Source organism: Caulobacter sp. 1776 (assembly GCF_040545685.1).
Lineage (GTDB): Bacteria > Pseudomonadota > Alphaproteobacteria > Caulobacterales > Caulobacteraceae > Caulobacter.
The window spans coordinates 1074122-1098393 of sequence record NZ_JBEPMI010000001.1 but is presented as its reverse complement, the minus strand read 5'-3'; the positions used below and the strand labels follow the sequence as shown (position 1 = coordinate 1098393).

The window sequence follows — 24272 nt, the reverse complement described above, 5'->3', positions numbered from 1 at the left end:
GAAACGGCCTCCCGAAAGGGGGGCCGTTTTTCGTTGGACGGGCCGCCGCCTTGCGAGTGCGCCCCCTTTCACGCGCGAAAAAGGCGGCCTCCTCTCGGAAGCCGCCCTCTGATCGGAACGTCGAAACGCCCTTACGGCGTCTGGCGGGCCGGCGTCTGCGGGGTGTCGTAGCGCTGAGCCTCGGCGGTCGTCTTGGCGCCGTTGTTGACCTCGACGGCGGCCAGGTCCTTGGCGCGGAAGGTCCAGGCCCCGAACAAGGCCAGGGCCGCCAGCACGGTGGAGGCGATCAGCACCCAGAACACGTGCTTGCCCCAACGCCCCTGACGCGCGCGCGTGGCGTTCAAACGAGGGCTGGGAGCGTCGTGGTGAATGTCGGCGGGCATGATGTCATACCTCCTATGGAGTCCAGTCTTCAGCGGCGTGCGCCCGCTCGCGATCCTGAAACGCCTGCACCATCCCGGTGGAGGCGGCGATCGCCGCGATCACGACCAGGGCCATGATCCGCGTGCGCACCTTCTTCTGACGCCGCGACGGCGTCGAAAACAAAACCGTTCCGCCATGTTCGGCTACGTAGGTCCGGATCACGACGTTGCTCCCCTGGCCCGGCGGACCTGATGTCCGCCTTGGATTTTCAACGTTCCGAAGCCTTGGCCGTTCCCTCGCGCCGGCGTCCAGAAATCGCGCGCAAAAAAAATCGCGCGGGGCGGGAACCCAACGCGCGCCTTGTCGTTTTCATCACTGCGAAGGCGGCGACGCCCCCCCGACTTGAGGCTGGCGATAGCCAGCCTGCCGCCTTCGCACCCCCCTTTGTTGATGCGAACCTCAGGCGGACCGGTCTACCGGCCCGCCTTTCTTCGTACGTAATTTCTTGGCGGACCGGTCCACCGGCCCGCCTCTCTTCGTGACCTACTTGCTCGCCTCGAGATCGAACAGGATGTCGGCGCGGCGGCGCAGCGGCGCGGCGGCGCCCGAAGCGGCCACAGCCCCGGCGTCGCCCATGGCGGTCCGGTCGATCTCGACCTTGCCGAAGCCGGCCTTGGCCAAGGCGTTCGACACCGTCTCGGCGCGACGCCGCGACAGGATCAGATTGGCCTCGGAACTCCCGACGGCGTCGGCCAAGCCGATCACGCGCACGGACACGACCTTGCAGCCCTTGGCCTGGGCGCGCGCATTGGCCAACACCATGCGGGCTTCGGGGATCAAGGCCGCCGAGTCCTGCTCGAAATAGACCGTGGACTGGAAATCGGCGCAGCTGGGCGCGGCCGCCGCCACGGGCTTGCGCAGCGTGCGCCAGGGCCCTTGCGTTTCGGCGCAGCCAGTCAGGGCCAGCATCGCGCCGCTCACGGCCACAACGGCCTTGAACTTCATCTTCATTCCAACCCTCCTCCAGACCTGCGAACACGAAAAAGGCGACCGGCCAAGCCGATCGCCTTTCTTGGGGCGTCGTCTTCTCCCGCGTGTCAGCGCGAGCTGCCGTCTTCCCAATAGTAACGACCGCTGCGGGAATCGTAATAGTAGTAACGGCCCGCGCGCTCGTCATAGTACTGGCGGCGGTTGACGCTGGTCGCGCCGCAGCCGCCGTCCTCGCGGCAGCCCTTCACGGCGCCGGCGGTGCCGCCGATGGCCGCGCCGATCGCCGCGCCGGTGCCGGCGCTGCCGCTGCCCACATTGTTGCCGATCACGGCGCCGGCCAGGGCGCCCAAGGCGGCGCCGCCAGCGGCGTTGCGCTCCACGTTACCGGTCGAGGTGCACGCCGCGGCGAGCACACCCACGCCCATCAGGGCGATCATGGTCGTCTTCATCTTGGCTCTCCGAGCTTCCTGTCCCCTGCCGAGCAAACGGATCGACGGACGGACGGTTCCGTTTCGCAAGCGGAACCATGGCGCGGCCCGGGCCGTTGCGCCCCTCAGTGACTAGACGCGAGTTTTCGCAGGATGGGGCGACCGTGAAGCGCATCGACATCGTCGCCAATATCGCCTCCGGCTCCGTGGGTCCCGACGCCCCCGGGATCGCCGAGCGCCTGCTGGCCGAATATGGCGTCGCCGGCGTCGTCCACGCGCCGCAGCCGAGCGAGCTGTCGGACTGCTTGCGCGCGGTGATCGACGGCGCGCCGGACGCGGTGCTGGTGCTCGCCGGCGACGGCACCGCGCGCGCGGCGGCCGAGATGGCCGGGCCGGACGGGCCCCTGATCGCGCCCCTGCCCGGCGGGACCATGAACATGCTGCCCCGCGCCCTCTATGGCGAGCGCGACTGGCAGGCGGCCATGAGGGCCTGCTTGCAGGGCGGCGAAGCGCGGATGATTTCGGGCGGCGAGGTCGGGGGGCGTCTGTTCTTCGTCGCCGCCATCCTGGGCAGCCCCGCCCTGTGGGCCACGGCCCGCGAGGCCGCGCGCGAGGGCCGGATCGGCATCGCCGTCGCCCGCGCCCGCCGGGCGTTCCGCAGCGCCTTTTCCGGACGGCTGCGCTTCGTCCTGGACGGCCGTCCCAGGGTCAAGGCCGAAGCCCTGACCCTGATGTGCCCGTTGGTTTCGTCCGCCCTGGACGCCGAGGAGCGCGCCCTCGAGGCCGCCGCCCTGGACCCGTCCAGCGCGCTGGACGTCTTCCGCCTGGGTTTCAACGCCGCCCGGGGCCAGTGGCGCGAGGACCCTTCGGTTTCGGTCGGCCGTTGCCGGGTGGGCAAGGTCTGGGCGCGGGGGCGGATCCCGGCCATCTTCGACGGCGAGCCCGCGCGGCTCGATCCCGAAGTATCGATCCGCTTCCGGCCCAAGGCCTTCCGCGCGCTGGTTCCGCCCGACGCCGAGTGACCGATGAAGCTGATCCCATGAAGCTGATCCAAGTCTCCGACATCCATTTTGGCGGCGAGAACCGGGAGGCCGTCGAGGCCGCCACCGCCTGGATCAACGCCGCCGCGCCGGATCTGGTCGTCGCGGCCGGCGACCTGACCCTGGACGGCAAGGTCGCGGAATTCGACGCCGCGGCCGCCTGGCTCCGGCGCCTGCCCGATCCGATGATCGTCGCGCCCGGCAATCACGACACGCCCTTCGTTGGTCCCGGCGAGCTGTTCGAGCGCTTCACCCGGCCCTGGCGGCGCTTCACCGACCGGTTCGGGACCGAGGACGGCGCGGCTTGGCGTGGGGATGGCGTCACCGTCGTTTCGCTGAACAGCGCGCGCGCCGCCCAGATCCGCTGGAACTGGTCGAAGGGCGCGGTGGCGCGGCGCCAGATCAGGCGCGTGACCGACGAACTGCGCGCCGCGCCGATCGGCGACCTGAAGGTGGTGGTCTGTCACCATCCGCTGATGGAGATCCTGGGCGGACCGATGACCGCCAGGGTCCGCGGCGGCGTCGACGCGGCCAACCGCTTCGTCCAGGCGGGCGTGGACGTCATCTTGTCGGGCCATATCCACCTGCCGTTCGTCACCGCCATCCCGTTCGGCGACGGCAAGACCCAGGCGGTCGGTTCGGGCACCCTGTCCCTGCGTGAACGCGGCGCGGCGCCAGGCTTCAACGTGATCGAGGTCGAGCCGGGCTGCGTGCGGGTGGCGGCCATGGCCTATGAGCGTGGCAAGTTCGACGTCTGGCGCACCTGGGCCTTCGATCGGCGCACCTAGAACGAGAAGGGGCTGAATCGAAAACGGCGCGACCGAAGCCGCGCCGTTCGATGGTCCATTCCGGATCGTTCGCCTAAGGCGCCCCGCCGCGACCGCCTCGGAAGAGGTGGCTGACCAGGGACACCAGGAACAGGATCAGGAAGACGTAGAACAGGATCTTGGCGATCCCCATCGCTGTCCCCGCGATGCTGGTGAAGCCCAGCAGGGCGGCGATCAGGGCGATCACCAGGAAGGTCACGGCCCAGTTCAGCATTGGCCACTCCAGGAAAGCCGGCGGTCGCCGGGACGGTTGTCTCGTATCGAGGCCCATGGCCCCGCTTGGAGAAAACGCGCCCGACTCCGCGGCGTTCCGGCGTGGAAAAGCCTATTCCGGCGCCGGATAGGCCCAGCCCTGCGCGCCCGACTTGGCGGCGGCGTATTGGCTGTCGGCCAGGGTCCAGTTGAGCAGGTTGTCGAAGACCGCTTCCAGGAAGCCCTTACGCAGGTTCTGGTAGTCCAGATAGTAGGCGTGCTCCCAGACGTCGGCGACCAGCAGGGCGGTCAGATCCTGGGTGACCGGGCTCTCGGCGTCGTGGGTCGAGATGATCTTCAGGGCGCCCGAGGCGTCCGAGACCAGCCATACCCAGCCCGAGCCGAAGTGACCGACGCCCTCGGCGACGAACTTCTCCTTCAGGCCGGCCAGGCCGCCGAAGGTGGAGTCGACGGCGGCGGCCAGGTCGGCGCCCGGCGCGGTCTTGGTGGGCGAGAGGCCGTCCCAGAAGAAGGCGTGGTTCCAGGCCTGGGCGGCGTTGTTGAACACCTTGCCCGGACCGGCGCCCTTGATCACCGCTTCCAGCGAACCCTTGTCGTCGCCGTTCAGCAGGCCGTTCAGGGCCGTGACGTACGCCGCGTGGTGCTTGTCGTGGTGGAAGCGGAGGGTGTTGGCGGAGATCGTCGGCTCCAGCGCGTCATAGGCGTAGGGCAGGTCCGGCAGCTTGTACATGATCACTCCATGGGAAGGCGTTCCCCTGGAGGGAGGAGCGGGAACGCGCGGAAGGCATCTAGAACGCGCGGGCCGAAAGCGTAAGGGTTTCGACGGCCCGGAGCGCTCAACTTTAGTTGAGAAATTCCCTTTGAAACTTGGGGTTTCCCCAAAATCTAAAGGCTCGGAAATCTGCGAACGCAAAACGCCGCCGAGCGAGCCCGGCGGCGGTCGGCGATCTGCATAGAACGCGCGATCAACGCTGAGGTGGCTTCGGGTCCAGGAACGCCTTGGCGACGGCGGCGGTCAGGGTCGGGTTCTTCAGCGCGAAGAGGCCCGCGGCCAGGCCGATGCCGATCGACATGATGGGGCGGTCGCGCACGATCTCCACCACCTTGCTGGTCATGTCGAACCCGGCCGGCGGCGGGGCCTGATGCGAGCGATGGCCCTCGACCTTGCGCGCGGCGATCATGCCGGCGACGGCGACGATCAGGGCGGCGACGGCGGCGACGATCGCGGCGGCGCCCGCGGGCGTGACCAGCGGGACCAGCACCGCGTAGATCGCGAAGGCGGCGGAGACGACGCTGACCGCGGCGGCGGCGGCGATCGCCGCGGCCGCCGCCAGCGTCATGAGGGTCTTTTCGAAGATCACCGGTTGTTGCTGCGGCCGCCGGAGAGCAGCAGGCCGATCAGCACGCCCACGCCGAGCCCGGCCAGGGTGGCGGTGATCGGGCGCTCGCGGATGCGTTCGGCGGCGTAGCGTTGGGCGTCTTCCAGCTGCTGGCCGGCGGTGTCGGTATAGGCGCGGCTCTGGGCGCGCAGGGTTTCGAAGCCCTCGGCGACCGACTTCTCGACGCGCTTGGCGGCTTCGGTCAGCGAGGCGCGGGCGGCGTCGGCGGCTTCGGCGAAGCTGCGTTCGGCGTGCTCGACGGCTTCCAGCGTGGCGCCCTTGGCCTTGTCGGCTTCCTTGGCGGCGGGATTCAGGGAATTGGCGGGCATGGTCTTCTCCTGTTCGCGACGCGACCGACCGGAAGCAAAGAGTCCCGGGACGCTGAAGCTGCGTCCCGTCAACGCCGAGCTTAGCGTCGCGGTTCCAAGATACTCAAGGTCGCCAAGCTTCACCACAGGCGAATCCCCGACGGCGCCAAAAGGCGATCCAAACCCGCTCGCGCCCAGCGCGAAGCGGGTCTAAGGTCGAATCATGGAGGACGCCCCCATCGTCAGCGACGAGCGCCAGGAAGCCGACCGTCTCAACGCCTTGAAGGCCTTGGACATCCTGGACGGCGCGGCCAATGCGCCGCGTTTTCTGCGCCTCGCGCGCCTCGCCGCCAAGCTGTTCGACGCGCCCAAGGCCGCCATCGCCCTCGTCGACGAGGACCGGATCTGGCGCAAGGCCTATGTCGGCTACTCGAGTCCCGAGGCCCCTCGCGCGGGCGACCTCGCCGCCCAGGTGGTCGCGGCCAACGGCCCGGTCGGCCTGGCCGTTCCGATCCGCGACGCGCAAGGTCACGTGCTGGGCGCCCTGGTGGTCGAAGGCCCGGGAACCAGCGGCCCGGCCGCGGACGAGGATCTCCAGGCCCTGGAAGACCTGGCGGACCTCGCCGCCGAGGCCCTGACCTCCAAGCCCTGCACGGCGCTCAATTTCGAAAGCGAACGCCTCGACCTGGCCATCGCCGCCGCCAGCCTCGGCGAGTTCGAGTGGGACATCAAACGCGACGTCTTCAAGATCAGTCCGCGCCTGGCCAAGATCTCGAACATCCCGCCCGGCGAGATTCCCGGCGAGAACGGTCAGGCGCTGTATCGCTACGTGCATCCCGACGACCAGGCGTGGCTCAAGGAGTCCGTCGACCGGCAGCTTGAAGAGTCCGACCGCTACGAGGCCGAGTATCGCCGGCCCAACGGCCCCGACGGCCGCGAGATCTGGAACCACGGCTCGGGGGCGATCCTGCGCGGCGCCGACGGCGAGCCGGCCTATCTGATCGGCGTCGTCCAGGACATCACCGAGCGCCGGGCCGAGGAAGAGCAGCGCGAGAACCTGGTCTCCGAGCTGGACCACCGCATCAAGAACCTGTTGGCCGTGGTCCAGTCGGTGGCGGCCCAGTCGGCGCGCAAGTCGGCGTCGCTGGACGTTTTCCTGAAGACCTTCGCCGGCCGGCTGAAGTCGATGAGCTCGGCCCACGACCTGTTGACCGCCGCCCGCTGGCGCGGCGCGACTTTGGCGCGGATCGCCGCCGCCGAGCTGGGCGGCCTGGCGCCCACCCAGACCCGCTGGGACGGGCCGGAGCTGTTCCTGACCCCGCGCGCGGCCTCCGCCCTGTCGCTGGCCCTGCACGAGCTGGCGGTCAATGCGATGCGCTACGGCTCGCTGTCGTCCGAGAACGGCAAGGTCGAGGTCGTGTGGCGGCGCACGCCCGAAGGCGGCTTCGCGCTGGAATGGCTGGAGACCGGCGGCCCCCCCGCCACCCCGCCCCAGACCAAGGGCTTCGGGGCCACGGTGATCGAGGAGGTCGCCGGCCGCGAACTGGGCGGCTCGGCCAAGATCAACTACCGGCCCAGCGGCGTCACCGCCATGATCCAAGGCGCCGCCGAGGCCCTGGCCGACGCTCCGCCGATCGAGGAGGTGGTCGCCGCGCCCGAGCGTATCGTCGAGACGGTGATCGCCGCCGACGAAACGATTCGCTCCGGCGCCATCGCCGGCTTGAAGGTGCTGATCGTCGAGGACTCGCTGCTGCTGGCCCTGGAGCTGGAAGCCGGTCTGGAGGACGCTGGGGTCACGGTGGTCGGCTGCGCGGCCGAACTCAGCGAGGCCCTGTCGATGGTCGAGCTGGACTTCGACGTCGCCGTGCTGGACGCCGACCTCAACGGCCAGTCCGTCGCCCCCGTGGCCGAGATCCTGCGGACCATGGGCCGGCCGTTCGTGTTCGCCACCGGCTACGCCGACAAGGCCGCCCCGATGGGCTTCGACGCCCCGATTGTGCGCAAGCCCTACAATGTCCACCAGATCGCCCGAGCGGTGGCGGGGGTCACGGGGCGAGCCTAGGCGGCGACTTGCCCCTGCGCGCCGCGCGCTCCTCCCCCAAAAGGGGGAAGAAGGGCCTTCCGCCCGCCTTTGGGGGCGGACGACCGCGAAGCGGTCAGGTGGCGGGAGCCGCGCCCACGACCCCCTTCGCCCGCAGTCCCGCCACCGCCTCCGCGCTGATCCCCGCCACCTCGGCCAGCACCGCGTCCGTGTGCTGGCCGAGCGTCGGCCCTGGCCAGCGCACCCCGCCGGGCGTGTCGCTGAGTTTCGGGAAGGCGTTCTGCATCTTGATCGGGCCGAATACCGGATGGGCCACGGTGACGATCGACTCGCGGGCGACGAACTGCGGATCCGCGATCATGTCCGGCGCGCGATAGATCCGGCCCGTAGCCAGGCCGGCCGCCTCCAGGCGCGGCAGCAGGTCCTCGATCGCGTGGTCCGCGGTCCAGGCGGCGATGCGGGCGTCCAGTTCGGCCTGGTGGACGCCGCGGGCGGCGTGGTCGCGATAGCGGGGATCCTCGGCCAGGTCCGGCCGGCCCATCAGGTCGCACAGCCGCTTGAACAGGGTGTCCTGGTTGGCGCCGATCAGCACCAGTTCGCCGCTCTTCGTCGGATAGACGTTCGACGGGGCGATGCCGGGCAGCACGGCCCCCGAGCGCTCGCGGACATAGCCGGTCAGGTCGTATTCGGTGATCAGGTTCTCCATCACCGTCAGCACGCTCTCATAGATGGCCGCGTCGACCACCTGGCCCCGGCCGGTGCGCTGGCGGGCGTGCAGGGCCATCATCACCCCCAGCGCCGCGTTTAGCCCAGAGAGGCTGTCGCCGATCGAGATTCCAGCCCGGGCCGGATTGCGGTCGGGCTCGCCGGTGATGTGCCGCAGGCCGCCCATGGCCTCGCCGACCAGGGCGTAGCCGGCCCGCTTGGCATAGGGCCCGGTCTGGCCGAAGCCGGAGACCCGCGCCATCACCAGCCCCGGGTTGGTCTTGGCCAGGGCCTCGTAGCTCATGCCCCACTTTTCCAAGGTGCCGGGACGGAAGTTCTCGACCACCACGTCGGCCTTGGCGATCAGGGCGCGGGCGACGTCGCGGCCCTCGTCGGTCCGAAGGTCGAGGGTGACAGACTTCTTGTTGCGGCCGATCACTGGCCACCAGGGCGACAGCCCCTTGGGCTTGGAGCGGCCCCACTGACGCATCGGATCGCCGACCTTGGGATCCTCCAGCTTGATGACCTCGGCTCCGAAGTCGCCCAGCACCTGGCCGCAGAACGGCCCGGCGATCAGCGAGCCCATCTCGATCACCCGCAATCCGGTCAGTGGCCCCTGCGTCATTTGACAGTCTCCCCCCGGAACCGTTCACGGCCCCGTGATGTTTTCTCGGTCAGACGGCGCAGCGCGACGCCGAGCCTTCCACGACCTCTAAGAAAATCGCGCAGGGAAAGACAGAGCCATGACCCGTCACATTCTTATTGTCAGCGCCGCCGTCGCCGCGCTCAGCTTGGCCGCCTGCGGTCAGAAGGCCGATGAAACCAAGGGCGCCGCCACCCCGGCCGAGCAGGCCGCGACCCCGGACGCCAATCCGGCCGCCACCGTCCCGACCCCGTCGGACGAGACCAAGGCCGACGTGTTCGTCGCCAAGGCCGCGGCCAGCGACATGTTCGAGGTCGAGGCCGCCAAGGTCGCCGCCAAGCGCTCGACCAACCCGTCGGTGAAGAAGTTCGCGGCCGAGATGGAGAAGGCCCACACCAAGACGACCGAGGAACTGAAGGCCGCCATCGCCGCCTCAGGCGCTTCGATCACCCCGCCGACCGCCCTGCCGGCCGACCTGCAGGAGGATCTGGACGACCTGAACAAGGCCGACGCCAAGGACTTCGACAAGAAATACGCCGACAGTCAGGTCGACGCCCACCAGGCGGCCCTGAACCTGCTGCAGCGCTACGCCCAGGACGGCGACACGGCCGCCATCAAGGCCTTCGCCGCCGCCACCGCCCCGAAGGTTCAGGAGCACCTGAACATGGCCGAGGGCCTGAAGAAGGGCTTCGACACCGGCGAGGACGTGGCCAAGGACAACGCCAAGCACTAGGCGATCTAAGGAATGGCGTAGGCCACGGTCGCCTTGGCCGCCGGCCGGTCTCGCCCTTCCGTCCACATCAGGACATCGGCCGTCGCGATGCGGCGGCCGAGCTTGAGCAAGGTTCCCTCGGCGTGGAGATCGCCGGGCTTGCAGCCCCTCAGAAAGTGAATGTTCAGCGAGGTCGTGACCGCCATGGCCACCTCGCCGATATGCGACAGCACCAGCGCATAGGCCGCCATGTCGGCCAGTCCCATCAGGGTCGGTCCCGAGATCACCCCGCCTGGCCGAAGTTGTCGGCTGGCATAGGGCAGCCTGACCAGCACCCGTCCCGGCTCGGCCTCGATCACCGAGGCCATGTGGTCGGGATCCGTCTCCGGAAAGGCTCGCCGCAGGAACGCGTTCAGCGCTTCGGCGTCCATCCGGATGACGGTGTCTTCGTTCACCCGCCGACCTTGACGGTGTTGTCGTCGCCGTTGCGGTCGATCACCGTGTTGTAGGGGTCGATGCCCGCGAACTTCGGCGCCTTGGTCGTGGTGAATGTGAAGGTCTGCACGCCCGAACGGATCGGCCGGCGCTCATAGGCCACCACGTCCTTGGCGGCGAAGCCCTTCTTGCCCGGCTCGGCCGTGAACAGGCCAATGTCCATGGTTTCGTTCAAGGCGGCGGGCGTCTCCTTGCCCTTGCCGTCGGCGTATTTCTTCACCGCATCGACCGTGACCGCGACGTCGAACTTGCCGTCGGCCCGCTTCTTCACCGAGGCCGACTTGGTCTTCAGATCGTACAGCGTGATCTTCTCGAACAGGTCGGTGATCAGGGCCTGCTTGTCGGCGGGGGCCTCGGCGCGGAGGATGGTCAGGAAGTCGGTGGTGATCGGATAGGGCGCGCCCTTGAACGCGTGGGCGGCGATCAACTTGCGCAGGGCGCGGTTGACGGTCTCCTCGCCCACCTGGTCCTGCAGCCGGTACATCACCAACGAGCCCTTGCGGTAATAGACGTAGGGCTGGTTCTCGACCTTGTAGAGCGGCTGCTCGTCGATCACGTCGCCGCCGCGCGCGCGCAGATAGCTGTCCAGCTCGAACTTCAGGAACTTGCGGATCTGGGCCTCGCCATAGGTCCGCTTCATCACCATCAGAGCCGAGTACTGGGCGAAGGTCTCCGACAGCATCGCCCCGCCCTGCTGGTCGGCGCCGATCACCTGGTGGGCCCACCACTGGTGGCCAATCTCGTGCGCGCCGACATAGGTGACCATGTCGATCTTGGTCGGGTCGCGGTAGTCGGAGATGAAGAACATCCCCTCGGACCACGGGATGGTGTTGGCGAACGACTGGGCGAATTGCTCGTAGTCCGGGAACTCCTGGAAGCGCAGCTGGCGGAACTGGTAGGGGCTGAAATTGGCGCTCATATAGTCCAGCGACCGCTTCATCGACTGCTTCATGCGGTCGATGTTCCAGGTGTGCTGGGCGTCGTAGTAGACCGCCAGCTGCACGCCCTTATAGGTCTCCTCGGCAACCTTGTAGCGGGCCGACTGGATCGAGACGAACGGCATGATCGGCGCCTCGGTCACGAAGCGCGCGACCCGGCGGCCGTTCTTGATCGTGTCCGAGACCTTGTAGCCCGGCGCGATCGGGGTCTGGTCGCCCTCGGTGGTCACCGTGATGTCGGAACTGACGAAGTCGGCGTCCTTGCGCAGGCCGTTGAACTGACGGGAGGCGACATCGCCCAGCTTGGCCATGCGGCGCTCGGGCGGCAGGCCGTACTTGCGGCGTTTGGCGCGGTCCTGCAGCAGGCCCTCGCGCGACATGCCCAGGATCGGCGCGATCTCCAGGTTGTTGACGAAGGTCCCGTTGTCGACGACCCGGTGTTCCTGGTCGCTGTTGGGGAAGCCCAGCTGCCCGCGGTCGGTGATGAAGCTCATCTTGCGCTGCTCGCCCGGCGCCATCGGTGTGTCGAAGGCGAAGATGCGGTAGTTGAATTTCTCGTAGGTCTTCTTGGGCCGCGCGCCCTCGATCGACAGGCCCTTGACCTTCAGGTCGCGGTCGAAGCGGACGTGGATCTCCTTCAGCGCCTGGCCCGTGCGGTTCTCGAGCACATACGAGCCCTTGGTCTCGATGCTGGGCGTGTGCGGACGCAGATCGACGTCCAGGGTCATGGCGACGATTTTGGGCTGGGGCGTGTTCTCGAACGGCAGCAAGGTCTTTTCGTAGTCGGCCTGCCACTTCTCGTTGTCGATCTTGGTCCGGTATGGGTTCCAGACGTTGGTGTTCAGATAGATGAACCCGCCCAGCGCCACGAACACCGCCAGGGCCGAGGCCATCAGCACGCCGGCCCCGCCGCGCAGACGGACCGGCAGACGGCGCAGGCGCGGCAGCAGCCGGCTCTCGGTTCCGCGCCGCCACAGGCCGTAGGCCAGCACCAGCAGGATCAGGGCGAAGGCGCTCCAGTAGGCGCGCAGCCACCAGGCGCCGATCCAGAACTTGCCCAGGCCATTCATGTCCGAGAACGGCGTGTCGGTGGCCGAGCCGTAGTTGTAGAGCTTGTGCTCGAAGCCCAGGTTCACGAACGTGATCGTGGTGACGATATAGATCACCATCAGCCCCCAGCCGATGAACTTGTGGGGGCTGATCGACTGGAGGAACACCGCCAGCACGGCCATCAGGATGAAGTCCACCGACTGCGGCAGCACGTACCAGATCAGATACTTGTCGAGCTCGAAGTTGAAATAGCCGTGGAAGACCTGGCTGAGGATGGCGGCGAGGACGCTGACCAGCAGGGTCGAGATCAGCACCAAGCTGATGGCCAAGGTCTTGGGCGCCACGAAGGCCCAGTCGGGCGCGGGCGTGGCGTCGATGATTTCGTGGGTCTTCCGTTCGCGTTCGCGCCAGACCAGCTCGCCCGAATAGTAGATGGCGATGATCATCGGGATCAGGCCGAACGAGCCCAGCAGCGGCGATAGCAACACGCGGGTCACCGGATAGACCACGCCGCCGTAACGGCCGGCCTCGGTGGCGAACCACAGAGCGCCCATGGCGTTGGCCAGGCCCAGGAACAGCAGCACGAAATAGGCCGGGCTCTTGAACACCTGGCCCATGTCGAGCCGGGTGCGGACCACCAGTTGGGCCCAGGCGGTCCCGCGGTCGAACATCGGCTGCGGCAGCGGCCCGCCGCCGATCGGCGGAGCAGCCTCGTCCTCGGCTTGAGCCTTGCCCTTGCGGATCTTCTTCTGACCTGACAGCTCGGCCGATTGGAAGCGGAACAGGCCATAGGCCAGGGTCAGGAAGCCGGTCGACAGCGCCAGCACGAAGATCCGGTTGAACAGCAGCGCCCCGGCCAGCGGCGGGGTCTGGCCGTTACGCTCGCTGGCGGTCCAGTACTTGGTGACCAGGCCGTAGGCCGCCGTGCCCAGCGGCTCCCAGTAGGCCGCGATCTTCTCGTATTCGGGCCGATCGAGGGCGATGTTGGCGATGATCCACAGGACCATGAAGGCGATGACGCCGACATAGGTCCACATCATCGAGCGGGTGATCGTGGCCAGGGCGAAGAAGATCGCCGAGGTCAGCAGGATCGACGGCAGGGCCAGGGCGAAATACGAGAACAGGTAGGCGTGGAGATCATTGGGACCCAGGCGCTCGGGGTCGATCCACGGCATGAACGAGCCGATCCAGATCGCCAGCGGCACGACCAGGAACGAGATCGCCGCCGCCAGGAACGCCCCCGTGAAGCGGCCGTAGAGATAGTCGAACTTCCTCACCCGGGTGGAGCGCAGGATCGGCCCGAAGCCGGTCTCGTCGTCGCGCACCACCACATTGGCCACGAAGGCGGTGGTCACGAACATGTAGAAGATCGACAGGATCAGATGGGTCTGGGCGATCGCGAACGGGGCGTTCTTGTGGATGTTGCCGCCGCCGCCGATGCGGATCTGGTCGATCGTCGCGGCCCCGAAGGTCAACAGGAAGAAGATGGTCGCCACCACCCAGAAGACGGGCGACTTCAGCTGGTAGCGGAGCTCGAAGCCCGCGATCTTGCCAAACATGACGCCGCTCCCCGTCAGGCCGCGCGCCGGGTGGTCGAGAGGGTGGAGAAATAGACGTCCTCCAGCCCGCCCTCTACGGCTGAGAAACCGTCGCCGGGATTGTCGTCCGAGAGGATGTGGATGACCGTGCGGCCCGCGAGCAGGCGGGTGGAGATGACCTTGTATTGGGCCTTGGCGGCCTCGAGCTCGGTCTTGTCGATGATCTTCTTCCAGATCCGGCCCTTTAGCTGGCCGACCAGGTCCATCGGCGCGCCCTCGCGCACGATGCGGCCGTCGCAGATGATGGCCATGGCCGGGCAGAGGTCCGAGACGTCCTCGACGATGTGGGTCGAGAGAATCACCACCACGTTCTCGCCGATCTCGGCCAGCAGGTTCAGGAAACGATTGCGTTCCTCGGGGTCGAGACCCGCCGTGGGCTCGTCGACGATGATCAGGCGCGGATCGCCGATCAGGGCCTGGGCGATGCCGAAGCGCTGGCGCATGCCGCCCGAAAAGCCGGCGATGGCCTTCTTGCGGACGTTCCACAGATTGACCTGGTTCAGCAGGTTCTCGACCGTCTCCTTGCGCGCCTTGGCGCCGGCGATCCCCTTCAGGACGGCCATGTGGTCGAGCATGTCGTAGGCCGAGACGCGTGGATAGACGCCGAAGTCCTGCGGCAGGTAGCCCAGGGTGCGGCGCAGATCCTCCGGGTTTTTCAGGACGTCGATGTCGCCGAAGCGGATGTGGCCGGAGGTCGGGGCCTGCAGGGTGGCGATGGTGCGCATCAAGGTGGACTTGCCGGCGCCGTTCGGACCCAGGAGGCCGTACATGCCGCGCGGAATCGTCAGGCTGACCTCGTCCAGGGCGCGAACGCCGTTGCCGTAGACGTGGGTCAGATTCTCGATGATCAGCATGCGCGTCCTAATGCCCCCAAGCCGAAGCGTGATAGCCGAAAGTGGAAACCGTTTTCGGCGGCTATCACGCTCCAAGTTCAACATTGGAGCCTATCCGTAGTGGATAGGCTCCGGCGCCCAATTATCCCCGCTACCGTCATGACTCGCCGGTGCGGACCGGGGCAAGTGAAAGAACGTTTAGGCCAGGTCTTCAATCGGAGGATTTCTGAACGGCGACCATTTCGCGGCCGAGGCGGATCGGTGCGCGACGAGGGTTTTGGCGCGCGCCGTTTGGGTCTAAACGAGGCCCCATGACGACCTACGCCTTTCCCCCGCACGCCCTTCCGACGGTCCCGGTGGAGGGATCGGACACTGTTTTTCCGGTCCGCCGCATCCTGTGCGTCGGCCGCAACTACGCCGCCCACGCGCGTGAGATGGGCGCCGACACCCGCGATCCGCCGTTCTTCTTCGCCAAGCCGGCCGACGCGGTCGCGCCGTTGAAGGGCGAGATCGCCTATCCGCCGGCGACCACCGACCTGCATCACGAGATCGAGCTGGTGGTGGCTCTGAAGGCCGGCGGCGCGAACCTGACGCCCGAGCAAGCCCTGGCGGCCGTGTTCGGCTACGCGGTCGGCGTCGACCTGACCCGCCGCGACCTGCAAGGCGCGGCCAAGGCCAAGGGCCAGCCGTGGGAAGCCGGCAAGGCCTTCGACGACAGCGCCCCGATCACCGCCATCCGGGTCATGGACGCCCCCTCGCCCGACGCGGCCGTGACCCTGACGGTCAACGGCGCCGAACGCCAGCGCGGCCAGGTCGGCGACATGATCTGGAACGTCGGCGAGGTGATCGCCAAGGCCAGCGAGCTGTGGACCCTGGCCGCCGGCGATCTGATCTTCACCGGCACGCCCGAGGGCGTCGCGGCCATTGTCCGTGGCGACACCGTCGTCGGTGAGGTCGAGGGCGTCGGCCGTCTTGAATTCACCCTGGTCTAGGAGGCTTCCGTGAAGCTCGTCCTGCACAGCGCCAAGCGCGCCAGCGCGCCCTATCGGGTGCGGATCGGCCTGAACCTGAAGGCCTTGGCGTACGACCTGCATCCCGTGGATCTGGTCGCCAACGCCCACCAGGAGAAGAGTTATCGCGCCCTCAACGCCCAGGCCCTGGTGCCGACGCTCGAGGTCGACGGCCGGCCGCTGACCCAGAGCCTGGCCATTCTGGAATGGCTGGACGAGGTGGTCCCCGAGCCGCGTCTGCTGCCGACCGCCCCGTTCGAGCGGGCCATCGTGCGTGGCATGGCCGAGATCATCGCCTGCGACATTCATCCGCTGAACAACCTGCGGATCCTGCGCCAGCTGACGGCGCTGGAGATCGGCGAAACCGACCGCAACGCCTGGGTCGCCCGCTGGATCAGCGACGGCTTCCATGCCTTGGAGCCGATGGTCGCCAAGTATTCGGGCGGCTTCGCCTATGGCGACGCGCCCGGCCTGGTCGACTGCCTGCTGGTGCCGCAGGTGTTCAACGCCGGCCGCTTCAACGTCGACCTCTCCCCCTTCCCGGCGATCCAGGCCGCCGCCGCCCGCGCGGCCAGACACCCGGCCATCGCCGCCGCCCATCCCGACCACCATCCGGAGCGCTAGATGCTTGAGGACCTGAAAGCCAACAACATCGCCTGGTCGAAAGGCAAGACCGAGGTCGATCCGGACTTCTTCAAGCGCCTGGAGGGCCAGCAGACCCCTGAGTATCTGTGGATCGGCTGCAGCGACAGCCGCGTGCCGGCCAACGAGATCGTTGGCCTCGATCCGGGCGAGCTGTTCGTCCACCGCAACGTCGCCAACCTCGCCCCGCCGCAGGACGCCAACTATCTCAGCGTGCTGCAGTTCGCGGTCGACGTGCTGAAGGTCAAGCACATCATGGTCGTCGGCCACTACGGCTGCGGCGGCGTGGCGGCGGCCATCGACGGCAAGCGCCGAGGGCTGGTGGACCATTGGCTGCACCCGATCCGCGAGGTCCATGCCGAGCACCGGCACGAGCTGGAGCAGATCCCGGAACAGCGCGCCATGCTCGACCGCCTGACCGAGTTGAACGTCGCCCGTCAGGTCCGCAACGTCGCCGCCGACGTCTTCGTCCAGGACGCCTGGGCGCGCGGCCAGTCGCTGTCCGTGCACGGCTGGGTCTATTCGCTGCACGATGGCCTGGTGAACGACCTCAACATCGGCATCAGCAGCGTCGAGGACTATCAGCGGGTGGTGGCGGACACGAGCTGTCCGTAACGCCTAACTGTCATCCCGGCCGCAGCGCAGCGGAGAGCCGGGACCGCGACAGGCGCCGAGCATCCGGCGGTCCCGGATAGCCTCTGCGAGGCTTCCGGGACGACAAGGATTTGAGGACCTACTCCCCCTTGATCCGCACGCGCGCGTTGGCCCTCCGCCCTTCCGCATCCACGACCGACAGCTTGTAGAATCCCGGCGCGGCCGGCTTCCAGATCGCCCGTCCGCTGACGGGATCCAGGTCCAGCGGCGCGCCCTCCACGTACCAGGTCAGGCCTTCGCCCTGGGCGGCCAGAACAAGGCCGCGCCCCTTCGCTCCCAGCGCGTCGACCTGCACCGACGCTCCGTCCGGCGGAAAGATCAGGCGCGGCCCCGTGTCGGCCGCGCGTAGTTGCTGCAGGCCCAGAGGCGCGGCCTTCGGCGCGATCGGGCGCGGAGCCGAGCTCGGGGTTCCGATGGCGTCGGCGACGTCGAACAGCAGCGGCAGGGCGGCGTCCCGTCCCGTCAACCCGCCGCGCGCGCCGCCGTCGGCGCGGCCCGTCCAGACCAGGATCGCATAGCCGCCGACCACCCCGGCCGCCACCGCATCGCGGAAGCCGTACGAGGTGCCGGTCTTGAACGCCATCGACGGCCCCCCGCGCGTCAGGGCCGAGGGCGCGCGGCCGCGCGGGGCCGGGGCCTCTCGCAGAATATCCAGCACCTGCCGCGCCGCTTCGGGCCGAACCAGCCGCGTTCCGCCTGAGTGTTCTCGGGCCTCGGCGTCCGTCTCGGTCCAGGCCAAGGGCTTGGCGATGCCGTTGTCGCCCAGGGCCGCGTACAGCATGACGAGGTCGCGCCAGGTGATGCCTTCGCCACCCAGCGCCAGGGCCAGCCCCGCCGCCTTCAGCTGGGCCTTGGGCCGGGCCAGGTGCGCGCCAGCCGCCTCGATCCGGCCGGCGAAGGCCTCGGGGCCGAGCTTCTCCAGCGTGGCGACGGCGGGGACGTTCAGGGAGTGGGCCAGCGCCTCGCGGACCGTGACCTTGTCGTGGAACACGCGGTCGAAGTTCTCGGGCTGATAGTCGGCGAAGCGGGTCGCGCTGTCGGCCAGCTGGGTGTCGGCGGCGACCAGCCCGTCGTCCATGGCCATGGCGTAGATGAACGGCTTCAGCGCCGAGCCGGGCGAGCGCAGAGCGCGGGTCATGTCGACCCAACCGCCCGCCCGGTCGCGACCGGCCGAGCCGACCGAGGCGCGGACGGCGCGGTTCTTGATCTCGACCACCAGGATGGCGGCCGTGGCGTCTGGCCCTTGCGCGCCGGCGACGGCGGCGGCCATCGGCTCCAGGCGCGATTGCAGGTCGGCGTCGAGCGTCGAGACCACGCTGGCCTGGTTGGCCGGCGCGGCGCGAGCCAGCTCCCCGGCGGCGTGCCAGGCCAGGGTCGGGAACGGCGCCCGGCGCGGCAACGGCTCGTTCTCGGCCTCGAAGGCCGCCGCCTGGGTGAGCGCGTGGGCGCGGACCAGCTTAGCCAGCACCGCGCTCCGGGCGGCCTTGGCGGCGTCGGGCCGGCGATCGGGACGCCGCGCCTCGGGCGACTGCGGCAAGGCGATCAGCAGGGCCTGCTCGCCGTCGGTCAGGCTGGACGGCTCGTGGCCGAAATAGCTGAGACTGGCCGCCCGCGCGCCTTCCAGATTGCCGCTATAGGGGGCCAGGGTCAGGTACAGCGCCAGGATCTCGCGCTTGGACAGCCGCGATTCCAGCTGCACGGCGCGGACCATCTCGATCAGCTTCGAGCCGAGATTGCGCGGGCGGGGTTCCAACAAGCGCGCGGTCTGCATGGTCAGGGTCGAGGCGCCCGAGGTCGCCCGACCATGGACCACCGCCGAGCCGACGGCCCGGACCAGCGACAGCGGGTCGACGCCCAGGTGCCAATAGAACCGCGCGTCCTCGACCTTGATCAGGCGTCTTTGGAAGGTGTCGTCGGTGCGGTCGAGATCCGCCCGGATTCGCCAGCGGCCGTCTTCCACGGGCAAGGCGCGCAGCCACGCGCCGCGCCGGTCCAGGGTGACGGGTGAGGAATGGCGCGCCCGTGTCATGTCGGGCGGGAAGGCGGCGCTCAGGGTGAAGAGGGCGACCTGGACGGCGAGGGCGGCGATCAGCGCCTTGGTCAGGCGCGGGACGCGATCACCCTTCTTCCCCCTCCGGGGGAGGAGGATGCGCGGCATCCGGAGGGGGCGAGCATGGCGCGCGCCCTCGGGAGCGAATGCACTCACATGCCCCCTCCGCGCCTGCGGCGCTCCTCCCCCGGAGGGGGAAGAGGGTTCGATACGATCATCCTCACGGCCCCGGCGCGATCGTCGCGCGCGCGGCGTCGGAACGCGCCACCACCGCCGGGCGGTACATGTCCTTGGCCACCGTCCCCGGCAGGAAGAACGATCCCGGCGTCACCGCCCGGGCCACATAGGCCAGGGCGAAGGCCTTGTTCCCTTCCAGGTCCATGGCCGCGATGAAGCGGTCGTCACGGCTTTCCTGGACGTCGGCGGCGGTCAGTTCGCCGAGGAACTTGTACGGCCCGTTCTGGGCGTCGTCGGCGCCCAGGGTGGTCTCGATCTCGAAACCGGCGGGCAGGGCGTCGTCGACCACCAGGGCGGTCGAACGGGCCTGCAGCGAGCGACCGGAGAGCAGCACGATCACCCGGTCGCCCTGGCGGATCGTCGCCGGGTCGATCGCCCCGCCGCCCATCGACAGCAGACGCTTGGACACCGACAGACCGCTAGCGCTGGCGCCCGGGGCCGAGGTCGGGGTGCCGCGCACGCTGACGGTCCGCCACACCACGCCCTTGCCGGTGTTGACGAAGTGGGCGTCGGCCAGCTTGCCCACCGCCCAGCGCGGCGCGCCGCCGGCCGGGGGCAGCGGATTGGCCCCCTTCGCGTCGATCGACATCGGGCCCGAGGCCTGGATCAGGGCGTTGGCCGCGTGCAGCAGCGCCGCCTGTTCCTGGGTGTTCAGGGCGTCCGGATCCTTGACCGAGTTTTCCAGCCGGCCCTGCAACTGGCGGGCGACGTCCATCATGCCGGACTCGGCGGCCAGGGCGGTCAGGACGGCCGTGTCGCGCAGCGGCGACTGGTACCAGTCCTGCTCGTCACGATAGCCCAGTGCGTTGACCGCCTGGCGCATGGCCGAATGGGCCCGGGCATTATCGCCCATCCGGGCCAAGCCGGCGGCGACATAGGCCTTGGCCACCGGCTGGCTCTCGTCCTTCATCTGGACGTCGTGCCACCAGCGTAGGCGGGCCAGGTCACCCTTGCCGGCCTTGGCCATCACGTAAAGGGCGTAGGCCGAGGCGCGGCGGCGCATGCGTTCGGTGGCTTTCTTCGAGGCGTCCTCGTTGCTGGCCCACCAGCCCGGATACTCCATGCGGTAGGCGACCGACGAGAAGCCTTCGGGCCGGCTGACTTGGCGCATGGCGCCGACGGCCTTGTCGATGGCGTTGTCGGGCACGGCGACGCCCTGGGCCTTCGCCTCCAGCAGGAAGTCGACGACATAGGCGCCCAGCCAGGGGTCGGCCTCGCCGTCCCCGACCCGCCACAGGCCGAAGGCGCCGTCGAGCGTCTGGCGGTCCAGCAGCTTGCCCACGGCCCCGGCCAAGGCCGCCGGCGTGCGCTTCAGCTTCGGATCGTTCGAGAAGGTCTGGGCGTACAGCAGCGGATAGGCCGTCGAGACCAGCTGCTCGGTGCAGCCGTACGGATAGCGCTGCAAGGCCACCGCGATCGCCGAGGGGTCGAAGCCTCGGATCGGCGAATAGCTGACCTGCATGGTCACGTCGCCCGCCGCCAGGCCCGAGAGCAGGGCGTAGGACGGGGTGAAGGCCTCGCCCGGACGCTGGATCTCGGTGGTGGTGCGCACCACGTCGCCCCAGCCGAGCCGGGTCTGGATCGGATAGTCCTTGCTGGTCGCGAAGCCGGGGCCGGCAACCTTGAAGCCGATCTTGCCGATCCCGGTCACGTCCGGCGCTAGGAACGGAATCTTCTCGGCGATGCGCTGGCCCAGGATCAGCTGGAACACCTTCCTGAAGGCGACCTTCAGGCCGTTGGTCGAGAACGCCTCGGCCGTATAGGCGCCCGGCTTGCCCTCGACATTGTGCAGCTCCAGCGTGGCGTAGGCCTGGTCGCCCGGGGCCAGGAAGCGCGGCAGGTTCAGGTCGGCCACCACCGGCTGGCGCACGGTCAGCGGCTTGGAGGCCGAGCCGACGGCGGTGTCGGTCCAGGCCACGGCCTGGATGCGCAGCTCGCCATTGAAGTCGGCGGCCGGCAGCTTGACCACCGCCTTGCCGTCCAGGCCGGTCTCGACGACGCCGGACCACAGCGCCACGGTCTTGATCGGGGTGACGGTCAGGCCTTCGCCGCCAACCTCGTCGCCGCCGAAATTGACATTGGCCGGCGCGCCCAGGTTCGGGTCGAGCAGGCGGCCGTAGTCGTCGCGATAGCTCAGGGTCAGGGCCCGCTTGCCGAAGTACCACTTCACCGGGTCGGGGCTGTCCTGGTGGGTCAGGCGCAGGATGCCCTCGTCCACCGCCGCGATGGTGATCTTGGCCTTCTGGCCGAAGCCTAGACCCGACACCTTCACCGGGATCTCGACCGGGGCCTTGCTGTCGATCTTGGTCGGCGTTCCCAGGTCCACGGTCAGCTTGCGGCCCTTGGGGTCCAGCGGGACATAAACGAGGCCCAGAGCGCGGCGGGGCTTGGGCGAGGCGACCGGGTCGCGCGGCTGGATGACGCTGACCATCACATAGGCCCCGCCGCCCCAGGCGGCCGAGGTCTTCAGCCGCACGGTCGCGCCGTTCTCCCCGACGCTAACCGTCTTGAAGTCGATCAGCCGGTCGGTGGCGACGGCCACCTGGGCCTCGCCGGCATAGGGCGGCTTCAGGGTGATCTCGACCGTGTCGCCTTGCGCATAGGTCTTGGTCCCGGCGGTGACGCGTACCACGTCCGGCGCCTCGCCCTCCTTGGCGGGGGCGCCCCAGCCGGCGGAGAAACGGGTCACCGTGCGCGCGCCGTCGGCCCCCTCGATCTCGAGGCGATAGTCGCCCCAGCCGAGACGGCGGGTGAACTTGGCCGGCGCGCCGGCGCCGATATTGACCTGGGCCTTGGCCACGATCGCGTCGCGGCTGGTGCGCCGCCACTGCCAGCGGCCGTTCTGCTGGAACCAGTCGTAGTCCCAGCGCTCGGCGACGAGGGTATAGGTCGCGGTCGCGCCGATCCGCTGGCCGGCGGCGTTGACCGCGATCATGTCGAGGCTGACGGGCGGATCGCCCTTCCCGGCCTCGCCCTGGTCGACCTTGACGCCGTAATAGACGGCCTTGCCGCGCACCTTCAGCTCCAGCCCCTCGCGCACAGGACGGCCGCCGGGCTCGAACACCGAGGCGGTGACGGAGGCCACTAGCGGCTGGTTGGTGTCGCCGGCGTCGGCCGCGCTGACCGACAGAATCGCGCGCCCCTCGCCGTCGGTGACGGTGCTGCCGAGGTCGAGGAACTTCTCGTCGAACGGCTTGCCCTGGTCGCCCCACTCGTAGCCCTTGAAGGCCGGGAACGGGTCGGTGTCCGCGCGCAGGCGGGCCTCGCCCTGCGTCTGCAGGCCGGCGCCGGGCGCGCCGTAGAGGAAGCGGGCCGAGACGTCGACCTTGCGAGTCTCGCCGACGCCCAGCGGCACGGCCTCCTGGCCCGTGGCGGTGACCGCCAGCCGTTGCGGCGCGAAGTCTTCGACCGAGAACGACAGCGAACCGGTCTCGTCCTCGATGCCCTCGATGTGCAGCTCGGCCAGCCAGCGGCCGCGCGGGGCCGAGCGGGGCAGGACGATGTCGGCCAGCACCGCGCCGGCGTTGGCCTGGCTGAACGGATAGCGCTTGAACTCGACGCCCGAGGGCCGCTTGACGACGATCTCGCCCTTGCGGTCGCTGACCGCTTTGGCCATCCGGTCGCGGACCATGGCCGTCAAGTGGACGGTCTCGCCCGGACGGTAGATGCCGCGATCGGCGTAAAGGTAGCCGTCGACATCCGTCGCGATGCTGCGCCCGTCGACGCCGCCCTCGGTGCGGCCGCCAACGCCCTGCTTGGAGAGATCGACCGGCGAGCGGTCCAGGTCCAGCACGGCCAGGTCGCCCTGGGCGCCATAGGCCATGACCATCTTGGCGCGCTCGGCGCCCTGGCCCTTCAGCAGCGGACGCAGGAAGCGCACGCGGCCGTCCGCGTCGCTCTTGGCCTCGGCCAGGTCCTCGCCGTCGGCGGCGACCAGGGCCACCCGCACGCCCGACAGGGTCTTGGCGCTCTTCAGCGAGCGGACCACGACGTCCAGGCTTTCCGAGCCGTCATAGGCCAGCATGGCCATGTCGGTGAACACGATCCAGCGACGGGCCTGGGCCGGGTTGTTGTCGCCGTTCTCCTCGTCGGGGTCGCGGCCGCCCGAGGCGTCGCGCGCCTTGATCACGAAGGCGCCGGCCTTCATGTCCTTCAGCACCGCGCCCAGGGGGAAGACGGTGGTGGCCTTCTGGCCGGCGCCGCCGCCGGTGACCTGGACGGTTCCCTTCCAGACGCGGCGGCCGTCGTCGCCCACGGCGTCGTCGCCATAGTCGCCGGCCCAGTCGCCTTCGCCGGTCGGATCCGGCGCGGTGATCGACTTGCGGACCAGATTGCGGTCCGGCACGCGCCAGACCTCGATGGCCAGGGTCTGGACGTTGATCGTCTCGATGCCGACGCCGTCGGCCTCTTCGCGCGGCAGGATCACGCCGTCGCCGGCGAAGCCGACATAAGGGGGCTTCTCGCCGAAGGTGAAGTCGACGTCGGCATTGGCCGCCAGGGTCTCGCCGCCTTTTCCGGGAAGACCTTTAAGCAGGGTGATGCGGTGATCGGTAAAGCCGACGCCGCCCAGGCACAGCTCGTCGCCCTTGACGCGCACCGAGGGCTGGCGACCGAGGTCGGGTGAGACCAGCACGAAATCGGCATAGGACTTGGACGGGTCCAGGTCCTTGCTCATGCGGATGCAGGCCAGGGGATCGGGGCCGCTGCTGTCGACGCGGGTCTGCCAGACGGCGAAGCCTTCCGGCTTGGGAATGCCGCGGCGCGGGGCGTTGGCCGAGCGCGGCTTGCCGAACAGCGACCAGGCCTCGCCCTTGACGGAACTGGCCCCGGCCGGCTTGGCGCCGCCGAACCACTCGCCGGCCTTGCCGACCGCGAAGCCGCCGCCGAAGCCGACGACCAGCGCCCCGGCCACGGCGATGGCCACGGGCCCCTTCAGCGCCTCGGGCCAACGGTCGGCCACGCCCGCGCGCAGGCTGTCCCAGCGCGTATTGAGGGAAGACAGGAGGTCGCGGCCGCCCTCTGGCGGCGTCTCGTCCGTCGACATCCTAGTCTTCCCCTGATTTGCACTCGGTCCGGACTTGAACCTAAGCGCGACCAGGGGTCAACGGCGCTCGGA

21 protein-coding genes are annotated in these 24272 nt (G+C 69.1%); 7 read left to right on the top strand and 14 right to left on the bottom strand.

The features are described from left to right. Window positions 1–131: 131 nt before the first annotated feature. The 4 genes from ABIC66_RS05155 to ABIC66_RS05140 form a co-directional block, all read right to left on the bottom strand. Entirely contained in the window at window positions 132–383 is a 252-nt protein-coding gene (locus ABIC66_RS05155) for a hypothetical protein (protein ID WP_354068300.1), read from the bottom strand. A gap of 13 nt (window positions 384–396) precedes the next feature. Continuing rightward, on the bottom strand, window positions 397–585 hold the full coding sequence (locus tag ABIC66_RS05150; protein ID WP_354068299.1) for a hypothetical protein: 189 nt from the start codon (window positions 583–585) through the stop codon (window positions 397–399). 321 nt (window positions 586–906) lie between these two features. Then, the gene (locus ABIC66_RS05145) at window positions 907–1374 is read right to left on the bottom strand and encodes an OmpA family protein (RefSeq protein WP_354068298.1); all 468 of its coding nucleotides are present in this window, start codon (window positions 1372–1374) and stop codon (window positions 907–909) included. 86 nt (window positions 1375–1460) lie between these two features. Beyond that, window positions 1461–1802, bottom strand: a complete 342-nt coding sequence (locus ABIC66_RS05140; RefSeq protein ID WP_354068297.1) for a YMGG-like glycine zipper-containing protein — start codon at window positions 1800–1802, stop codon at window positions 1461–1463. A gap of 143 nt (window positions 1803–1945) precedes the next feature. Here ABIC66_RS05140 and ABIC66_RS05135 point away from each other — a divergent pair, with 143 nt between their 5' ends. Both ABIC66_RS05135 and ABIC66_RS05130 read left to right on the top strand, forming a co-directional pair. Next, the gene (locus tag ABIC66_RS05135; protein ID WP_354068296.1) at window positions 1946–2803 is read left to right on the top strand and encodes a diacylglycerol/lipid kinase family protein; all 858 of its coding nucleotides are present in this window, start codon (window positions 1946–1948) and stop codon (window positions 2801–2803) included. Between the two features lie 17 nt (window positions 2804–2820). Beyond that, window positions 2821–3609 carry a metallophosphoesterase family protein gene (locus ABIC66_RS05130; protein WP_354068295.1) on the top strand — a complete coding sequence of 263 codons (789 nt, stop codon included), beginning with the start codon at window positions 2821–2823 and terminating at the stop codon, window positions 3607–3609. Between the two features lie 73 nt (window positions 3610–3682). Here the strand turns inward: ABIC66_RS05130 and ABIC66_RS05125 are convergent, their stop codons facing one another. The 4 genes from ABIC66_RS05125 to ABIC66_RS05110 all read right to left on the bottom strand — a co-directional run bounded on the left by ABIC66_RS05125 (window position 3683) and on the right by ABIC66_RS05110 (window position 5569). After that, on the bottom strand, window positions 3683–3862 hold the full coding sequence (locus tag ABIC66_RS05125; RefSeq protein ID WP_354068294.1) for a DUF1328 domain-containing protein: 180 nt from the start codon (window positions 3860–3862) through the stop codon (window positions 3683–3685). Window positions 3863–3973: 111 nt separating this feature from the next. Further along, window positions 3974–4594, bottom strand: coding sequence for a superoxide dismutase (locus ABIC66_RS05120; protein WP_354068370.1), 621 nt, complete (start codon window positions 4592–4594; stop codon window positions 3974–3976). A gap of 232 nt (window positions 4595–4826) precedes the next feature. Then, window positions 4827–5222, bottom strand: a complete 396-nt coding sequence (locus ABIC66_RS05115; protein WP_354068293.1) for a hypothetical protein — start codon at window positions 5220–5222, stop codon at window positions 4827–4829. After that, on the bottom strand, window positions 5219–5569 hold the full coding sequence (locus ABIC66_RS05110; protein ID WP_354068292.1) for a hypothetical protein: 351 nt from the start codon (window positions 5567–5569) through the stop codon (window positions 5219–5221). The genes ABIC66_RS05115 and ABIC66_RS05110 overlap by 4 nt, the downstream gene beginning before the upstream one ends. 202 nt (window positions 5570–5771) lie before the next feature. Between ABIC66_RS05110 and ABIC66_RS05105 the strand changes: the two genes are divergently transcribed. Further along, the gene (locus tag ABIC66_RS05105) at window positions 5772–7610 is read left to right on the top strand and encodes an HWE histidine kinase domain-containing protein (RefSeq protein WP_354068291.1); all 1839 of its coding nucleotides are present in this window, start codon (window positions 5772–5774) and stop codon (window positions 7608–7610) included. A gap of 94 nt (window positions 7611–7704) precedes the next feature. On the opposite strand, the gene ABIC66_RS05100 is transcribed toward ABIC66_RS05105, so the two are convergent. Further along, a complete protein-coding gene (locus ABIC66_RS05100) occupies window positions 7705–8919 on the bottom strand; it encodes a CaiB/BaiF CoA transferase family protein (protein ID WP_354068290.1) in 1215 nt (404 codons plus the stop codon). Window positions 8920–9037: 118 nt separating this feature from the next. On the opposite strand from ABIC66_RS05100, the gene ABIC66_RS05095 reads away from it, so the two are divergent. Then, window positions 9038–9670: a DUF4142 domain-containing protein gene (locus tag ABIC66_RS05095; protein ID WP_354068289.1), complete on the top strand. Its 633-nt coding sequence runs from the start codon at window positions 9038–9040 to the stop codon at window positions 9668–9670. A gap of 5 nt (window positions 9671–9675) precedes the next feature. On the opposite strand, the gene ABIC66_RS05090 is transcribed toward ABIC66_RS05095, so the two are convergent. Genes ABIC66_RS05090 through ABIC66_RS05080 form a run of 3 tightly spaced genes read right to left on the bottom strand, consistent with a single transcriptional unit; the run spans window position 9676 to window position 14584 of the window. After that, window positions 9676–10080 (bottom strand): PaaI family thioesterase, encoded by a 405-nt coding sequence (locus ABIC66_RS05090; RefSeq protein ID WP_502910305.1) that lies wholly within the window; start codon window positions 10078–10080, stop codon window positions 9676–9678. A gap of 20 nt (window positions 10081–10100) precedes the next feature. Beyond that, window positions 10101–13691, bottom strand: a complete 3591-nt coding sequence (locus ABIC66_RS05085; RefSeq protein ID WP_354068287.1) for a M1 family aminopeptidase — start codon at window positions 13689–13691, stop codon at window positions 10101–10103. Between the two features lie 14 nt (window positions 13692–13705). Continuing rightward, a complete protein-coding gene (locus tag ABIC66_RS05080) occupies window positions 13706–14584 on the bottom strand; it encodes an ABC transporter ATP-binding protein (protein ID WP_354068286.1) in 879 nt (292 codons plus the stop codon). Window positions 14585–14874: 290 nt separating this feature from the next. On the opposite strand from ABIC66_RS05080, the gene ABIC66_RS05075 reads away from it, so the two are divergent. From ABIC66_RS05075 to ABIC66_RS05065, 3 genes are read left to right on the top strand one after another with little or no spacing between them, the layout of a single operon-like run. Next, window positions 14875–15555, top strand: coding sequence for a fumarylacetoacetate hydrolase family protein (locus ABIC66_RS05075; protein WP_354068285.1), 681 nt, complete (start codon window positions 14875–14877; stop codon window positions 15553–15555). Between the two features lie 9 nt (window positions 15556–15564). After that, window positions 15565–16197, top strand: a complete 633-nt coding sequence (maiA, locus tag ABIC66_RS05070) for a maleylacetoacetate isomerase (protein WP_354068284.1) — start codon at window positions 15565–15567, stop codon at window positions 16195–16197. Then, window positions 16198–16830 carry a carbonic anhydrase gene (locus ABIC66_RS05065; protein WP_354068283.1) on the top strand — a complete coding sequence of 211 codons (633 nt, stop codon included), beginning with the start codon at window positions 16198–16200 and terminating at the stop codon, window positions 16828–16830. Window positions 16831–16948: 118 nt separating this feature from the next. Here the strand turns inward: ABIC66_RS05065 and pbpC are convergent, their stop codons facing one another. Further along, window positions 16949–19027 (bottom strand): penicillin-binding protein 1C, encoded by a 2079-nt coding sequence (pbpC, locus tag ABIC66_RS05060; RefSeq protein WP_354068282.1) that lies wholly within the window; start codon window positions 19025–19027, stop codon window positions 16949–16951. 112 nt (window positions 19028–19139) lie between these two features. After that, window positions 19140–24200: an alpha-2-macroglobulin family protein gene (locus tag ABIC66_RS05055; RefSeq protein ID WP_354068281.1), complete on the bottom strand. Its 5061-nt coding sequence runs from the start codon at window positions 24198–24200 to the stop codon at window positions 19140–19142. Window positions 24201–24272 lie beyond the last annotated feature (72 nt).

Excerpts from the sequence above, each read along its gene's own strand:
- ABIC66_RS05155 (WP_354068300.1), bottom strand. The coding sequence starts at position 383 with ATGCCCGCCGACATTCACCACGACGCTCCCAGCCCTCGTTTGAACGCC.
- ABIC66_RS05145 (WP_354068298.1), bottom strand. The coding sequence starts at position 1,374 with ATGAAGATGAAGTTCAAGGCCGTTGTGGCCGTGAGCGGCGCGATGCTG.
- ABIC66_RS05140 (WP_354068297.1), bottom strand. The coding sequence starts at position 1,802 with ATGAAGACGACCATGATCGCCCTGATGGGCGTGGGTGTGCTCGCCGCG.
- ABIC66_RS05130 (WP_354068295.1), top strand. The coding sequence starts at position 2,821 with ATGAAGCTGATCCAAGTCTCCGACATCCATTTTGGCGGCGAGAACCGG.
- ABIC66_RS05125 (WP_354068294.1), bottom strand. The coding sequence starts at position 3,862 with ATGCTGAACTGGGCCGTGACCTTCCTGGTGATCGCCCTGATCGCCGCC.
- ABIC66_RS05110 (WP_354068292.1), bottom strand. The coding sequence starts at position 5,569 with ATGCCCGCCAATTCCCTGAATCCCGCCGCCAAGGAAGCCGACAAGGCC.
- ABIC66_RS05105 (WP_354068291.1), top strand. The coding sequence starts at position 5,772 with ATGGAGGACGCCCCCATCGTCAGCGACGAGCGCCAGGAAGCCGACCGT.
- ABIC66_RS05100 (WP_354068290.1), bottom strand. The coding sequence starts at position 8,919 with ATGACGCAGGGGCCACTGACCGGATTGCGGGTGATCGAGATGGGCTCG.
- ABIC66_RS05095 (WP_354068289.1), top strand. The coding sequence starts at position 9,038 with ATGACCCGTCACATTCTTATTGTCAGCGCCGCCGTCGCCGCGCTCAGC.
- ABIC66_RS05090 (WP_502910305.1), bottom strand. The coding sequence starts at position 10,080 with ATGGACGCCGAAGCGCTGAACGCGTTCCTGCGGCGAGCCTTTCCGGAG.
- ABIC66_RS05085 (WP_354068287.1), bottom strand. The coding sequence starts at position 13,691 with ATGTTTGGCAAGATCGCGGGCTTCGAGCTCCGCTACCAGCTGAAGTCG.
- ABIC66_RS05080 (WP_354068286.1), bottom strand. The coding sequence starts at position 14,584 with ATGCTGATCATCGAGAATCTGACCCACGTCTACGGCAACGGCGTTCGC.
- ABIC66_RS05075 (WP_354068285.1), top strand. The coding sequence starts at position 14,875 with ATGACGACCTACGCCTTTCCCCCGCACGCCCTTCCGACGGTCCCGGTG.
- ABIC66_RS05065 (WP_354068283.1), top strand. The coding sequence starts at position 16,198 with ATGCTTGAGGACCTGAAAGCCAACAACATCGCCTGGTCGAAAGGCAAG.
- pbpC (WP_354068282.1), bottom strand. The coding sequence starts at position 19,027 with ATGCCGCGCATCCTCCTCCCCCGGAGGGGGAAGAAGGGTGATCGCGTC.
- ABIC66_RS05055 (WP_354068281.1), bottom strand. The coding sequence starts at position 24,200 with ATGTCGACGGACGAGACGCCGCCAGAGGGCGGCCGCGACCTCCTGTCT.